Here is a 15,642-nt window from a genome sequence, read left to right as displayed (position 1 = left end):
TATTATTTCAGAAATGACTATGAATCCCCATATATTGCCAATTATACAGTAAATGATTATCATTATCATCTACTGTGTGCAACTGATGGTCTGAAATAGCGCTTTTAGGAGACAAGATGCAGTCAGCTAGTAAATTAATCTACCGCGGGAAGTTGCTTGGCAGTTTACCCACTGTGGGCGAGATTCATAAAGAAATCGCAGTATCGGAAGAAACCGTAACATGGATCTCTCTGCAACGAGATATTATAGCGAATATTTTGCTGGGAAAAGATCCTCGCTTACTTGTGATTGTTGGTCCATGCTCAATCCATGACGTTCAGGCCGCAGTTGATTATGCGAAGCGATTGTTCGTATTACAGAATAAGTACTTATCGAAAATGTACATTGTAATGCGCACTTATTTTGAGAAACCTCGAACCCGTAAAGGCTGGAAGGGAATAATGCACGATCCTGATCTAAATGGAAGTTATGATGTTGAGAAAGGGATACGATATGCTCGCCAGTGTTTGTCTTCAATCACAACGATGCGTGTCGCAACCGCTACAGAATTCCTCGATCCTTTTCTTACTCCCTATATTGCTGATTTAATATGTTGGGGTGCTATTGGTGCCAGAACCACTGAATCACAAACGCATCGTCAACTTGCGTCTGGTTTACATTGTCCAGTTGGATTTAAAAACAGTACTGATGGAAATATTAACTTAGCTATTGACGCTATTATTGCAGCCCGTGAACAACATATTGTATATATGACATCTTTAACAAATAGTATATCTACACTATTAACCGATGGCAATCCACATGGACATCTAATATTACGTGGAGGTAGAGAACCTAACTATGGTTTGTCTGATATAACTAAGGCAGTGAAATTAATGCATGATGAGGGCATTAACCATCGTCTGATAATTGATTGTAGCCATGGTAATAGCGGTAAAGTGGCTAAACGGCAAATTTCCGTTGCACGTCAAGTTATAGATAATCGGAAAAAAATACCAGGATATGTAGCTGGCATTATGGTGGAAAGCTTTTTACAAGATGGAAAACAATCCGATAGTTTTCCGCTAGAGTATGGTCAGTCTGTTACTGATGAATGCATATCATGGCAACAGACAGAACAATTATTATCAACTCTGGCAGCACAGCTTTAACTTCAACTATTGCACATATATTGCTTTTAAAGGGGGAAAAATGAAATTACTTAGTTTAAGACACTCAATTAGTGTTATCAGAGAAGCAGATATTTTATCTCTACAGTTTATGATTATATAAAGCGCTATCGTAGCCGCGTATTTAATGGTCTTAAAATATAAAACAATTGGTTACTATCTATGGCAAGCTCCTGAATTATGTGTGTGAACCAGGAGTTTCTCAGGAGTTTCTCAGGAATTTCCTCACAATGTGGCACTATCACTGTCACCTTTTTCTCCTTGGAAACCTCCAGGGATGCCCCAAAGTTTCGGTCAGTTTTTAGATAGGTAGCATTCCTCATTAATAATGAGGACACCGAGGGTAGAATCTTAACTCCGTGTTAATAGAATAAAAAACAATCATCAGAACTGAGTAGGGAAAGCGAATCATGATGTATGAAGTTTCACACACAATGTGAATCAAAAACGCTCGTAGATAATCCGATAGTGCTGCCTGATACGCTGAAAGAAATTGTTCGCAGGAAGATCTGATTATGCTGATTCGTCGACCACAGGCCCTTATATACATAAGCAGCGCCCGCGCCTGAAATGCAGGTCAGAAACAATGTGAACACTATCCGTGAGAAATTGTGACAAAATTCCCGATGATCGACAAGTGCAATGAAATAAAAAACATATGTTATATATCAATTTGATATTTATGAAAAATCAATATATTTATCTTGTGAGGGATTGCTTTTTCTTTTACTAAATGATATTAATTATCATTCTTATATAAAAACAATAATGGCAGTAAGAAATATCTGGCAAGGATGTGAGCTTAACGATCAAACATTTTAAGTTAGGCATTTATTAGGGAATAGGTATGAGAATTAACAAAATCCTCTGGTCGCTAACTGTGCTCCTGGTTGGGTTGAATAGCCAGGTATCAGTAGCCAAATCCTCCGACGATGATAATGACGAGACTCTGGTGGTGGAAGCCACCGCTGAGCAGGTATTAAAACAGCAGCCGGGCGTGTCGGTTATTACCAGCGAGGATATTAAAAAGACCCCTCCGGTAAACGACCTTTCAGATATTATTCGTAAAATGCCTGGCGTCAATCTTACCGGCAATAGCGCCTCGGGCACACGCGGTAACAACCGCCAGATCGATATTCGTGGTATGGGGCCGGAAAACACCTTAATTTTAATTGATGGTGTACCGGTGACGTCACGTAACTCCGTGCGTTATAGCTGGCGTGGAGAGCGTGATACCCGCGGTGACACCAACTGGGTGCCACCGGAACAGGTTGAGCGTATTGAAGTGATCCGCGGCCCTGCGGCGGCGCGCTACGGTTCGGGGGCAGCCGGGGGGGTGGTGAACATCATTACCAAACGTCCCACCAACGACTGGCACGGTTCGCTGTCGTTATACACCAATCAGCCGGAAAGTAGCGATGAGGGCGCTACGCGTCGCGCCAATTTCAGCCTTAGTGGGCCTCTGGCTGGTAATGCTCTTACCACGCGTTTGTATGGTAACCTGAATAAAACGGATGCTGACAGTTGGGATATTAATTCTCCGGTCGGTACGAAAAACGCAGCCGGGCATGAAGGGGTACGTAACAAAGATATTAACGGCGTTGTCTCGTGGAAATTAAATCCGCAGCAGATTCTCGATTTCGAAGCCGGATATAGCCGCCAGGGGAATATCTATGCGGGCGATACGCAAAACAGTTCTTCCAGTGCAGTTACCGAAAGCCTGGCAAAATCCGGCAAAGAGACGAACCGCCTGTACCGACAGAATTATGGCATTACGCATAATGGTATCTGGGACTGGGGACAAAGTCGCTTTGGTGTTTATTACGAGAAAACCAATAATACCCGCATGAATGAAGGATTATCCGGCGGTGGTGAAGGGCGTATTTTAGCGGGTGAAAAGTTTACGACCAATCGCCTGAGTTCCTGGCGAACCAGCGGCGAGCTTAATATTCCTTTGAATGTGATGGTTGATCAAACGCTGACCGTTGGTGCAGAGTGGAACCGCGATAAGCTCGATGATCCTTCCTCTACCAGCCTGACGGTGAATGACAGTGATATCAGCGGTATTTCTGGCTCTGCTGCGGATCGCAGCAGTAAAAATCATTCTCAAATCAGTGCGCTGTATATTGAAGATAACATTGAGCCGGTTCCTGGCACGAATATCATTCCCGGCGTGCGCTTTGATTATCTCAGCGACTCCGGCGGGAACTTCAGCCCCAGTCTGAATCTTTCGCAGGAATTGGGCGATTATTTCAAAGTCAAAGCAGGGGTTGCCCGAACCTTTAAAGCCCCAAACCTGTATCAATCCAGTGAAGGCTATCTGCTCTACTCGAAAGGCAATGGCTGTCCAAAAGATATTACATCAGGCGGGTGCTACCTGATCGGTAATAAAGATCTCGATCCGGAAATCAGCGTCAATAAAGAAATTGGGCTGGAGTTCACCTGGGAAGATTACCACGCAAGTGTGACCTACTTCCGCAATGATTACCAGAATAAGATCGTGGCCGGGGATAACGTTATCGGGCAAACCGCTTCAGGCGCATATATCCTCAAGTGGCAGAATGGCGGGAAAGCTCTGGTGGACGGTATCGAAGCCAGTATGTCTTTCCCACTGGTGAAAGATCGTCTGAACTGGAATACCAATGCCACATGGATGATCACTTCGGAGCAAAAAGACACCGGTAATCCTCTGTCGGTCATCCCGAAATATACTATCAATAACTCGCTTAACTGGACCATCACCCAGGCGTTTTCTGCCAGCGTCAACTGGACGTTATATGGCAGACAAAAACCGCGTACTCATGCGGAAACCCGCAGTGAAGATACTGGCGGTCTGTCAGGTAAAGAGCTGGGCGCTTATTCACTGGTGGGGACGAACTTCAATTACGATATTAATAAAAATCTGCGTCTTAATGTCGGCGTCAGTAATATCCTCAATAAACAGATCTTCCGATCTTCTGAAGGGGCGAATACCTATAACGAGCCAGGCCGGGCTTACTATGCCGGAGTTACCGCATCATTCTGATCGTAGTGTTTCAGGCGTACTGCCCGCGTAAAAGCGGGCAGTGTTTAGTGGCTTAACTCATGACAACCTGCTGTGTAATTTGCGTTTTCACCACTGATATCTAACAGTGCCTGGCGAAAGGAGGCATTGAACATCGGCCCGTGTCCCAAGTTGGGGAAATCCCAAAATACGACATTGACGCCTTTATCTTTCAGTATAGTGAGGGTGGTATGAATTTTCGACAGCACCCCGACAGCATGCGTTTCCCGGTTATCACCCTGTGTCGCCGAGCCTTCCATTATCGCCAGGTGTTTGGCGCAGAATTGCAGAGGCTCAACCGCCGTAACGCGGCTTAGCAAAGCATCATAACCTCTGCCCAACGACGGGCTGGCACTGTAGTACGACCGGAAGTAAGAGGAGGACAGCCAGGAATCCAGCACGAAGAGGCCGCCGTAGGAGTGCCCCCATAAGCCGCGGCGTTGCCGATCGATATTCAGTCCCTGTTCCACTTTTGGGGCAATACGCGTTTCCAGTAACTGGCGGAAGTTGTTGCTGCCACCACTCTTACGGCTAAAACGCCCTGAGTGGAGATCTGTTTTTCTGCTTTCTGCTGCTGGCGTATAGTCGTAAGCCCTGCTGTTGAGATCGAAAGGGAGGTTGGTCTGATACCCGACAGCCACGATCACTGGCGGTGTTTTTTCTGACAATTGTTTGAGCAGTTCGTCATCCAGGCGGTCCATAACTGCGTTACCGTCAAGCATATATAAAATCGGGTAACCCGATGCCGGTGCGGTTGTATTCGGCACGGCCGTCCATACCCGATAATGGCGTGTGCCATCGACAGAGTCGAAAGAGGTGGTGCTGAAATGGTAAAACACGGAGCCTTTATCGGCTATATTCGGCCCCAGTGGCCGCATATCCGGCTTCGCATAAACTTGCGCACTACAGATAAGGGTGAGGCAAGAAAGATGAAAGAAAATCGCTTTATGCGGGCGTGTTGAGCGATACTCGCGGGCATACATCTGATGATTATTCCTTTTCCGCAGGTGACAATTTGATTTATTCAGGAAGTCTGTACCGTTTCCTGAAAGTGTTTGTGGGTCAACTCAACCCTGTAGTAAACCAATCCCGTCAATCAGTGCACCGCGCCACCATGCGTAATCGTGACCACCGGTGTAAATTGCGCAATGGCTTTCGACGCCAGCGGTAATCAGCCGCTGGTGAAGCTGCTGAACGTGAGGCACTGTCGAACCTTCCAGCGATCCCACGCACAGGCTGATACGTACGCCCTGCGGTGGGGCAGAAAGCAGATGCTCACTCACCCATGAGGTATCGGTTTCGCTGAACAAGCCTGGTCGACTGGTTCTTTCTGGCGTCCACCACATTGAAGGAGAGTGGCTGAGCACCAGACCGAACGTTTCCGGTGCGTAACGAGCCCCCATTAGCGCACTGATCCCGCCGAGGCTCTGCCCGGCCAGCACTGTGCGCGAACGGTCTGCCCACTGACGCTGCGGTTGTTCAGCGCGAATCATCGGCAGCAGATGTCCGGCGATATCCTTTATCAGTTTGCTGCGCCCGCCGAGTATCTCAGTGCGTTCATGTTCATTAATGTTGTCAATGCCCAGTACAGCCACGGGCACGATGCGCCCGTTATTTATGGCGGCGTCAATTGCCGCGCATACGCCAAGGTGATCAAACCAGGTTTCACCATCGGGCAGCACGACCAGCCCGAGGGGCTGAGAAATATCAACATCCGGAATATAGAGCCGAATCTGGCGAGATTTCCCGGCGATAATGCGCATGGAGGTAAGCAGTTGTCCGGTGTGGAAGCCGCCGTTCCATTCCGACAGGGCGGGAGCTTTATCAAGTGTCAGCACTGATTCCTTTGCGTTCCCCCGAACGTTGATCTCCGGCATTTTGTTTAGCGGATCGGCTTTTCCGGCGAGGGTGGAAAAACGGCCTCCGGACAGTGCAATCGTCTCAGCCGTAGTGCCGGGGGGGATTTCCAGCAGCGAATAGGAGCCGCAGTAACTTGCGGGTAAACGCAGTGTCAGTGTCCAGATATCCGTTTCGGGAAGGGCGCTCATCATTCCTTTTTCTACGTGCTCTTTATCCGTCACCCGGTTCAGACGCAGATAAACGCCCTGCAGAGGATGTCGGGCGCGCCACAGAAAGGTAACTTCTCGCTCATCTTCCGCTCCTTCGACTGGCGTCACAAGAGGAACATTCAGCGACTCAGCTTCGCGCCAGAAGTCAGTAAGGTTAGCAATGTGGCCCGCTGCCAGTTGGTTGCGCAGGCTGGCGATAGCAGAGGGATGTTGTTGCATGTTCAGCATTCATACTCTTTAAAAATTAAGGATGTCAGTATAAATAATTAAAGCGGCTATTCACGGTACCGCCGCTTCTGACTGTGTTTTTAATACATTACGTGTCCAGTAACTATCCCGGGGTTTCCTCCTTCATGTTGTGCTGGCGATGGAGCGCAGTACTGCTGACGCTGTCATGCCATAAGCGGGTATAGAGGCCGCCCGCAGATAACAGCTGTTCGTGGGTTCCGTATTCCGCAAGTAACCCCTTATCAATAACGGCAATCAGATCGCAGCGTTGCGCGGTGGTCAGACGATGTGCAACAATCAGCGCCGAGTGCTTCCCGGCATGCACGACATCTGTTAACGATGACATCAGTCGTTCTTCGGATGTGCGATCCAGACATGACGTGGCTTCGTCGAGCAGCAGGATGTGAGCATTAGCCAGTTGCGCGCGGGACAGCGCAATCAACTGGCGCTGACCTGCGGACAGATCGGCTCCGCCGTTATTCACTGGTGTCCGGAATCCCTGCGGCAGATTGCACACCATCTCATACAGCCCTGCCCGCTGTGAGGCAATTTCAACGTCTTCATTGGTGGCGGATGGCCGTGAATAACGAATGTTTTCTGCAATATCACTACTAAACAGTGCTACATCCTGATCGACAAGCCCAATCTGGCGACGATACTCAGCGAGCGAGGCATCATCGAGCATTTGCACACCGATTCTGATGTTGCCGTGCGTGGGGAAATACAACCCGGCAATCAGCTTAATCAGCGTCGACTTACCCGCACCGCTGCGACCGACGACCGCAACAACCATTCCCTCTGGGATCGTCAGGGTAAGTTTGTTCAGAGCTGGCTCGTGACTGTCGGGATAACTGAACGTGACCTCATCAAGATGCAGTGCACCGGTGACAGGGAGGACCGAAGAGGAGCCGAGGTTCTCAGTGCCTTCTGTCGCCAGTAGTTCATCAATATGTTTGCCGCTGGCTGTCGCCTGCTGCCAGGCGTCGACAATCCCTGATAACTGCTGCACTGGCCCATAGAATTGCCCCAGCAACAGGAAGAAAGCCGCCAGTACCCCGGCAGTCATTTCTCCAGCGGCGACCTGCGAAGCTCCCACTAACAGAACAGCGGCATAGGAGGCCTCGGTGCAGAATGTCAGGAACGGAAAATAGACTGCAAGGTATTTTTGTGCTCGCACACGGGTTGCGCGGAAACGCTCCGATAACGCGCGCAGCCGGGCGCCCTCCAGTTCCTGCTGACCATGCGATTGCACGACACGCATGCCAGAGACTTTTTCCTGCAGGGTGCTGTTGACTTTGCCTATTTCCAGCCGTGCCTGTGCATAAGCAGGGGTACTGAGGCGGCGATAAATCATGGTTGCCAGTGCGGCCACTGGCACTGCGCTTAATGCCGTCAGCGCCAGGAACGGGTCGAGCCAGAACATGGTGGCGGCGATTGCGAACATCGTCACCAGACTGGTGGCCGCACCGGCAAGGCCGTTTTGCAGAAAGCGGGCGAGAGAGTCCACATCAACGGTCATGCGGGTAAGACGCGAATCGGCATGCTTTTCATGCCAGGGGAGTCCAAGACGCAGCATATGGCCGAAGCTGCGCAAGCGCACCGAATGCTGAACTGATTCCGCCGCTCTGGCGGCGAAGACCGTCTGCAGAGAATAACTGCACCAGCCCACAATGACCAGGCTCAGGGCGAGCAGGGCACAGAGGCCGATGGTCGACATATCGCCTGCGGCGACACCGGAGTCAATGCCGTGCTGCAACAGTATCAGCACCCCTACGCCTGCCGCAGAATCGAGTGCGATCAGCAGAGCGGCGATGACGAACATCCACGCCACAGGCTTCAGTAGTGACGTGACTTTGCGGCCTTTACCGGCCAGCGCCTGCTGTACTGCATTTTCCGGTACGCGGGTCATACGGGCGACAAAACCTTTATCCCCCGTATCCGTTACATCGTCTTGTGTCGCTGGTTCAGCCGGCCACAATTCGTTGTGGCTATTGTGGGACGTGGCCAGAAAATCGCTGTCGCCGGTCATCAGTGCGCGGAACGCCGGACAGCGCGCTTCAAGTTCTGCCGGGGTTCCGGTATCCACCATACGGCCCTTATCCAGCACCACAACCCGGCTGGCTAGCTGAAGTGTTGAACGCCGTCGGGCAATCACCAGCAGCATATGCCCTTCGTCAGCATAGCGACCCAGCGCGGTATTAATCTCCGCTTCCGTAACAGCATCAACCGCTGAGGTGGTATCATCCAGGATTAACACGTCCGGTGCAGTAATGAGCGCCCGCGCCAGCGCTATTCGCTGCCTCTGCCCGCCGGAAAGATTCGTACCCCGTTCGGTTAACAGGCTATCGAAGCCTTTCGGCAGGGCGTTGATAAAATCGCTGGCTCCTGCAGCAGCTGCCGCACGGCGAATGTCGTCCGCCGTTGCCTGAGGGTGGCCATAGGCGATATTTTCCGCCACCGTACCGGCAAACAGAAAAGCATCTTCAAATACGATGCCTACCCGGCGACGAAGCGCCTCCAGTCTGATATCGCGAAGATTTTGTCGGCCTTCGCTGGTGTTGAGCCATATCTTTCCGGAGCAGGGATCATAAAAACGCGCCAGCAGCATCAACAGGGTCGATTTTCCTGAACCCGATGCGCCCACCACCGCCACGGTTTCACCGGCGCGCAGGGAAAAGGAGATATCGCTGAGGATATGTCTGTCGCCATGGTGGTAGTCAAAGCTCATATTCTCCAGTTCCAGTCCGACAACCTGACTGTTAATCGACTCCGTCCCGTCCTCCATCTGTGAACGGGTGTCGATCAGTGCAAACACCCGCTCCACGGACGCCTGAGTGCGCTGTGCGATAACCAGAAACGATGCCAGTACGCGGGTTGGCCCGGTCAGCATCGCGAGGAAGCTGGCGAATGCAACGAAGGTACCGAGATCGATCCGCCCGTGCATGACCGACCACCCGCCGTAGCACAGCAGGACGATTTGCCCGAGCACCGGTAGCGCCAGCATGGTGGCCCCAGGCATCGCCTGCGAGATAACCGCACCGATGCGTACACGCACAATCTGCCGCGACTGCCTATCGAGCCAGTGCGTTTCACGCATCTCTGCCACACAGGATTTTACCACTGAGATCTGTGCCAGCACCTCGCGTATATGTTCGGTGAGATTCGCCAGTTGGTCCGAGGCCAGCCCGGTTTGCGCGAAGACCCTACGACGCGCACGAAGCGCGGTGATCGCCAGGCATACCAGTACGCACACGACGATAAGCGTCATGGCAGGGGACATCCACAGCATCACGGCAATGCCGGCAATGTAATAAGTGAACACTGCCAGCGGCACCGGGCACATCTGCAGCAGGGTATGCACCTGCTGCAGATCGCTGTTGGTCCGTGAAATCACCTGCCCGGTGCGCAGCGCATCCTGGCCTGCGCCGTCAAGTTTCTGAATACTGTCGAATACCCGTCCTCTGAGGGTATGCTGCACCCAGAGTGAGAGCATCCCGGCATAACCACGGCGCACATAGTTACCGATGAAATCAAAAAAAGCGATCAACAGTAACCCGCAGGCCAGCCACGGCAGGCGGGCCGGATTGCCCGCCAGTGCGTCATTCACAGCCTGTCTTGTCAGCAGTGGCGTCAGCGCAGCCAGCAAAATAGTCGATACTGACGCTACCACCACGATGACACTAAGTTTCTTACGTTCCCAGCACACGCGCGCCAGGCGAACTATCCATGACTGAGCCGGTGTGGGAGTGTGATTCGCAGGCATTAAGCCTCCTCCGTCTGTAAAATACGATCCACTGGCCGGATCGTTCCGCAAAAAAGCCAGCACGCTCCGGTCCCGCATTGTTATGGATGCATGACTCCTGGATGGGTGCTGGCATATGATTATCATGAAGGTGTAGTGGTTACCCTTTCTGTACCATTGTGATCAGGCTTTTCGCCACTTCACCAGGGCAGGGTTGCGCCGCCATTTCCGCTGCTACCTCTTCAGAGGCTTTGCGAAGTGAGCGATTGTTGAGGAAAGCATTGATCATGTTACTCGACAGGCCGACGTCGCCAGGGATAATCCCGCAGCCGCGTTCGGCAACAACGCGGGCATTTACCGGGCGATCGGCTCCCTGGCCGAAGACGATTTGTGGAATACCAGCGTGTAGCGCTGTCAGGGTATTGCCTGCTCCGCCATGATGAATGAAACCATCTGCGCCGTTGAGGAAGACACCCATGGGTATCCAGTCAACCAGGCGAACATTTGACGGCAGCGAGCGCAAATCGGACCGCGCATTGGCTGAAATATGCAGGATGATCTCGGCATCGACCTCACTGGCAGAATCCATAACCCAGGCGATTAGATCAAGGCCGTCAACCATCGGTTTGACAGTGCCGAGACTCACCAGCAGACGTTTACGCTCGGGCCTTCTCTCCCACCATGGTTCCCACACCGCGCCACCGTTATACGGGACGTACTGCATCGGAATAATGGGTTCACCGTCGTTTTCCAGAATGCTCATACTCGGCGGTGTTACGTCGATCCAGGCCATATCACGTGGTGTGGCCCCCACATTGTGGCGACGATAGGCGTCCGTGAGCGAACGCGTTACACCCTTGATATGCCAGGGGGTATGGCCGAAGCCTACGGTTTGCATCACGACCGGTATATCATATTTGGCGGCAATCAGCGGCCCGATGACTCCGAGCGGAGGGTAGATGATGAGGTCAGGCCGCCAGTGTCCGGCAAACTCCACCAGATGGTCGGCCATTTCTTCGCTGAAGAATGAGAAGTTGCCCATTTGGGTTCCGATATTACTTTTTTTCCGCTGTGCCTCATGGTGGCGGTAACCAGCTTCGGAATCCAGACCGGGTGCGGCGTCAAACACCACCAACCCGGCCTCTGCCGCTTTTTGTGCGAATTGTCCTCCACTGGCGATCAGCACTTCATGACCGTTAACGCGAAATGCCTGCGCCAGAGACAGCACAGGATACAACAGCCCATAGAGAGGCGGGCCTACAAACAAAATACGCATGAGAAAATCCCTCTCCGCTTGACGATCTAAATCAGGCAGTCGACGCACTCATATGCCAGCAGCAGGACACGACTTTTCGTTAAACCTGCTTTACCAGATGCTGCGCCATTTGTGCTTCACCAGCGTTATGGACAGCTCAGTCAGAGACTTTTCCGTGACATACACAGGTGAACAGGGAACTCCGTATCCCCACTTCCATTAACGCTTACGCGCCATTGTCCTGTTGAACAGCCCAAATGGCGTCGGACAGCTACGCCGGGATGTTCTGACGCATTTGTGCAGTGTTAGACCGAACAACGAATCTGGAAAGAACCGTGATTTCTTAGACACACGATGCATCATCCTGATAGTCTCGCCTTCGCTGGTCTGTAAGTAAAAACGCCGTTGTACAGGCGATGTTTGTTCCCTTTCAGCCTTACCAGAAACAACACAGACACAAATGCTAATGATAATAATTACCAATATCATTTAACTATTGCAACGGTAATTAAAACTTAATAAAAAGGGAAGCTCCCAGAGGGCTATCTGGGGATATTTAAATTGAAACCTACGCTGCTACAGACCGTGGAGAATATCTTGCAAACGCTGAGCATGCTGTTCCAACTCACCGGAAGGCTGATAGACGTTAAGGCATTGGTGAGCGGTTCTGCCGTCGCCAAAAATGTATAGAGAACTCCGACCAGCAGCGTTTCATCCTCTGTCTATAGCGCAAGCGTGTCGAGAACTACTGCTGATATTACGCTGTTGGCGAATAATCCGATTTTTGCTCCTGACCAGGTGAGTTTTTTCGGCTTTTCGCTGCCAGTGTCAGGCTTTCACGTCATCATTTTGGATACGTTATTTCACTAAATGGTCATTGTTAGGGAAAAGAGAATGTGTGACTAGGTCGTTTAGCGTTGCTTTCCATCACACTCTAGCCAATTCACAACTATGGGCGGTTCTCGACGATTCCAGGTCAGGTTGACGGGACGCTAGTGGTTTCAAAGCTTGGTCAACAGATAACGATTGAAAAAGTCATGATCTTACTGAAGTTGTGCGGATAGTGAGTAATGCCGCGAGACGAACTGGCCGGGAGATTGATGGAACTTTAAAAATTATCTCTTAACGCATTTACGAATGCAAAAAGTCTATTTTTTGGTTAGCGGAGAATTTGTTAAAAGAATCCAGCATAGTGAATCCCCCTGCGCGGCTGTCTCTTGATCAGATCTCCTGATAAAGAGACTTCATCACCAGCCTCAACCATATCCTGAAGTCTGAACCAGCCATCCCACATATCTACCCAACCGGGGCGGCCTGTGCGTTTGCTGTGTATGGGTCCACCACATATTGCAATTTTTGTTCTCTTTTAAAATATATTCCACGGGCGTCGTTAGTGCGAGCGCCTTGTGGAGTCTTTTGCTGTTATACAGCGCCAGATATTCCGCCAGTTTCAGGTTAAACAACGCCAGATCCTCAAAGAGTAAAATTTCATTAAATTCAATGAATTGCTCTCTTAATGCCCGGTTAAAACGTTCACAGATAGCGTTCATTTTTGGCGTGTAGGGATAGGTCCAGAGGTGTTTGATGGCGGCTTCCTGCAGCGTTTTGTCAAAGCTTCCCAGGAACTCTTTCCCGTTATCTGTGATGATCTGGCTGATACCGACAGGGAACAGCCGGGCTGCACGGCTGAAAAAGTGATTGACGATATCACTGTTGAGCGACGGCACAGCCAGCGCCAGTACGTAATCGCTGTGTTCGTCGATCATGGTAATGATATAGCGACGCATTTCACCCATTCTGAGCTCAATGGCGTCCATCCCAATGAGCTCTCCTGTCTTTACCGGACGGTAGTGCTTTGGCCTGCGGGGGTTTGGTGGTTCGCTTTTTGACAAGCAGAGCCTTACCCCGCGAGCTCAGACGTACTGGTATCATCCGCATTTTATCGTGTGCGGTGGCGATCATTCTGCCGATGGTGGAAACACTCGGGCAGGTCTGATGGCGTTATGCGCACCAGGGCTTCAGGCGAACAAAAATCTGCTCTTTACCGAGGTTCGGCAGCTCTGTCCTGAGGCGTCGAATCTCTTTCAGCACATCGGGATGCCAGTGCTTTTTTCGTCGCACCAGAGGTGCCTTACTGTGCGGGATTAGCCCCTCAGGTCCTCCCTTGTTCAGTAACTGACGCCACCAGTAAAGCGTGCGGCAGGATACGCCAAAGGCTTCAGAAGCTGCAGAAATACCGTGTTTATCCCAGAAGTGCAGAGCCTTCATTCTCATTGTTGCTATATCAGCCATCACTGAAAGCCTCAACGCATAATCGGCTGCTTAGGATAGCCAACCTCAGGTGCTGCATTTGCATAGTGCAATCTCCCCTTACTTATCCGGAGGCAATTGCAATATCTCTGTGAACTTACACTGTGTATCATCAGGTTATTATGTGAGCTGGTAAATCAGATTTTGCATGGACTGAAATGATGCTGTTATTTAGGGACAAAGAACCGACTTTTTCTCTTGCCTCCTCGCCAGTAATGATTAATGGGAATGCTTCCTCTGGGGAGGAGGACAGTAGAAAAAAGAACCCGCCAGCAAAAATATTGGGGATGAACAGCTTTCGCTACTCAGGTTGTTGGCGGGTAAATTTCCTCATGAAATAAGAATGCTACGCGCTCTTTTTAATGAAAATGATAATCACTGTCAACTAATTGCGCATATTTTCTTCATACATGATTGATAAAGGTGATTCAGACTATCAGTGTTTTGCTGATGGCCTTTTTGTCTTTAGAAAACACCAGCCAGGCTGGTTGGTTCAGTTAAGCTTTCAGCTTCGAGAATTTTATGAAAGCTATTGATTTGTTAAAATAAATCACAGTCTGGTGACTGCAAAAGTTAAACGAGAAATCAAAAGGTGGCCCAAATCTGAAAATGAAGCTCTGCGTGATGATGTTGCCGCTGGTCGTCGTCGGTTGCATATCAGATCAATCTGCCCATCCCCGCGTGAAGCCACCACCGCCTCGGGCGTGGATAATGCAGCCCCCCCGACTGGCAGACATCGCTGAACAGGATTATTTCCTCCCTCAGAGAGAGGCTTATCACTATGCAAAAACAACTGTAGGGAGCCCAGAAGTATATTAATGAACAGTGCAGATGAGCTCCCCATATCGATGGGCAACTATTGTGAGCAATATACCCGGGCTTCCAGCGGAGTATAGATGCCAAAAGTGATAAAACCGAGCAATCCATTTACGAATGTTTGCTGAGTTTCTGTTTTAACAACATTTTCTGCACCGCCACAAATTTTGGCTGCATCAACAGTTTTCTCTTGTCCAATTCCCGAAACGAAGAAATGATGAGTGATGGTTTCCTTTGGTGTTACTGCTGTCGGTTTGTTTCCAACAGTAAACGTTTGTTGAGCACATCCTGTAATAAGCATTGCCAGAGCGGCAGAAAATAACATTTTTTTCATCTTATTATCCTGCATTGTTAAAAACGGCAGAATCCTATGTGATAATAATTAAACGATAGCTAAATGAACGAAAATTAAAAGTATAAAAGTGGTTACTCAGACTTGGTAGGTACTCAGAATCATGGGAAATGAATAAACCGCTTCATCTGTCCATTACTCTTTTAGGTGTGTTGTATTGTCGCCATATTCCCCGCATTAACCATGACAGTAGCCCGACGGAGAACTCCTTCTGCAAGAGTATACGGGAATAATCAAAAACGATGCACATCAAGTGGTTCGGGTTGCTGTTTTACTAGTTTTCGCCACAAAAGCCACTATTTTCCCAGACAATATATCTCTGTCTGGGTTACATAACGTTTGTCCGTTTATTTCCTTACTGATTGAACAGACCTGATTTCGTATAGTGTAATGTATGTAGCATACAGCAACAGAATATCTTATCTCTGGCTACGGAGTATCGTACAGAACGGGCAAAATGCGGCGGTTTCTCCACAAGCATGTGGAGAAACATTCTGCCTCTAGGATTCGTGCACTAGACTGGCCCCCTGAATCTCCAGACAACCAGTATCACTTAAATAAGTGATAGTCTTAATACTAGTTTTTAGACTAGTCATTGGAGAACAGATGATTGATGTCTTAGGGCCGGAGAAACGCAGACGGCGTACCACACAGGAAA

Annotated in this window: 7 protein-coding genes and 3 pseudogenes; 4 read left to right on the top strand and 6 right to left on the bottom strand. The window is 50.0% G+C overall.

The features are described 5' to 3' along the window. Window positions 1-116: 116 nt before the first annotated feature. Window positions 117-1,151, top strand: coding sequence for a 3-deoxy-7-phosphoheptulonate synthase (locus ACJHX7_RS24570; RefSeq protein WP_001190234.1), 1,035 nt, complete (start codon window positions 117-119; stop codon window positions 1,149-1,151). Between the two features lie 865 nt (window positions 1,152-2,016). Beyond that, entirely contained in the window at window positions 2,017-4,194 is a 2,178-nt protein-coding gene (iroN, locus tag ACJHX7_RS24565) for a siderophore salmochelin receptor IroN (protein WP_021543189.1), read from the top strand. Window positions 4,195-4,238: 44 nt separating this feature from the next. Here the strand turns inward: iroN and iroE are convergent, their stop codons facing one another. From iroE to ACJHX7_RS24540, 5 genes and pseudogenes are all read right to left on the bottom strand, one after another. Next, the gene (gene iroE, locus ACJHX7_RS24560) at window positions 4,239-5,195 is read right to left on the bottom strand and encodes a catecholate siderophore esterase IroE (RefSeq protein WP_000271274.1); all 957 of its coding nucleotides are present in this window, start codon (window positions 5,193-5,195) and stop codon (window positions 4,239-4,241) included. Between the two features lie 84 nt (window positions 5,196-5,279). Beyond that, the gene (gene iroD / locus ACJHX7_RS24555; RefSeq protein WP_000933678.1) at window positions 5,280-6,509 is read right to left on the bottom strand and encodes a catecholate siderophore esterase IroD; all 1,230 of its coding nucleotides are present in this window, start codon (window positions 6,507-6,509) and stop codon (window positions 5,280-5,282) included. 103 nt (window positions 6,510-6,612) lie between these two features. Beyond that, window positions 6,613-10,272 carry a salmochelin/enterobactin export ABC transporter IroC gene (gene iroC, locus ACJHX7_RS24550; protein ID WP_001389363.1) on the bottom strand — a complete coding sequence of 1,220 codons (3,660 nt, stop codon included), beginning with the start codon at window positions 10,270-10,272 and terminating at the stop codon, window positions 6,613-6,615. A 139-nt stretch (window positions 10,273-10,411) separates the two neighbouring features. Then, window positions 10,412-11,527, bottom strand: a complete 1,116-nt coding sequence (gene iroB / locus ACJHX7_RS24545) for a salmochelin biosynthesis C-glycosyltransferase IroB (protein ID WP_001318220.1) — start codon at window positions 11,525-11,527, stop codon at window positions 10,412-10,414. 1,310 nt (window positions 11,528-12,837) lie between these two features. Further along, window positions 12,838-13,856: pseudogene (locus ACJHX7_RS24540) on the bottom strand (integrase core domain-containing protein); the annotation flags it as partial. A 520-nt stretch (window positions 13,857-14,376) separates the two neighbouring features. On the opposite strand from ACJHX7_RS24540, the pseudogene ACJHX7_RS24535 reads away from it, so the two are divergent. Both ACJHX7_RS24535 and ACJHX7_RS24530 read left to right on the top strand, forming a co-directional pair. After that, window positions 14,377-14,481, top strand: a pseudogene (locus tag ACJHX7_RS24535) (lysis system i-spanin subunit Rz); the annotation flags it as partial. Continuing rightward, window positions 14,441-14,589: pseudogene (locus tag ACJHX7_RS24530) on the top strand (Rz1 family lipoprotein); the annotation flags it as partial. The pseudogenes ACJHX7_RS24535 and ACJHX7_RS24530, both read left to right, overlap by 41 nt. A gap of 83 nt (window positions 14,590-14,672) precedes the next feature. On the opposite strand, the gene iss reads toward ACJHX7_RS24530, so the two are convergent. After that, entirely contained in the window at window positions 14,673-14,966 is a 294-nt protein-coding gene (iss, locus tag ACJHX7_RS24525; protein ID WP_000738422.1) for an increased serum survival lipoprotein Iss, read from the bottom strand. Window positions 14,967-15,642: the final 676 nt, after the last annotated feature.

The organism is Escherichia sp. WS1451, from assembly GCF_046487365.1.
Taxonomy (GTDB): domain Bacteria; phylum Pseudomonadota; class Gammaproteobacteria; order Enterobacterales; family Enterobacteriaceae; genus Escherichia; species Escherichia coli.
This window is presented reverse-complemented; position numbering and strand designations above follow the sequence as displayed.

Excerpts from the sequence above, each read along its gene's own strand:
- ACJHX7_RS24570 (WP_001190234.1), top strand. The coding sequence starts at position 117 with ATGCAGTCAGCTAGTAAATTAATCTACCGCGGGAAGTTGCTTGGCAGT.
- iroN (WP_021543189.1), top strand. The coding sequence starts at position 2,017 with ATGAGAATTAACAAAATCCTCTGGTCGCTAACTGTGCTCCTGGTTGGG.
- iroC (WP_001389363.1), bottom strand. The coding sequence starts at position 10,272 with ATGCCTGCGAATCACACTCCCACACCGGCTCAGTCATGGATAGTTCGC.
- iss (WP_000738422.1), bottom strand. The coding sequence starts at position 14,966 with ATGAAAAAAATGTTATTTTCTGCCGCTCTGGCAATGCTTATTACAGGA.
- iroD (WP_000933678.1), bottom strand. The coding sequence starts at position 6,509 with ATGCTGAACATGCAACAACATCCCTCTGCTATCGCCAGCCTGCGCAAC.
- iroE (WP_000271274.1), bottom strand. The coding sequence starts at position 5,195 with ATGTATGCCCGCGAGTATCGCTCAACACGCCCGCATAAAGCGATTTTC.
- iroB (WP_001318220.1), bottom strand. The coding sequence starts at position 11,527 with ATGCGTATTTTGTTTGTAGGCCCGCCTCTCTATGGGCTGTTGTATCCT.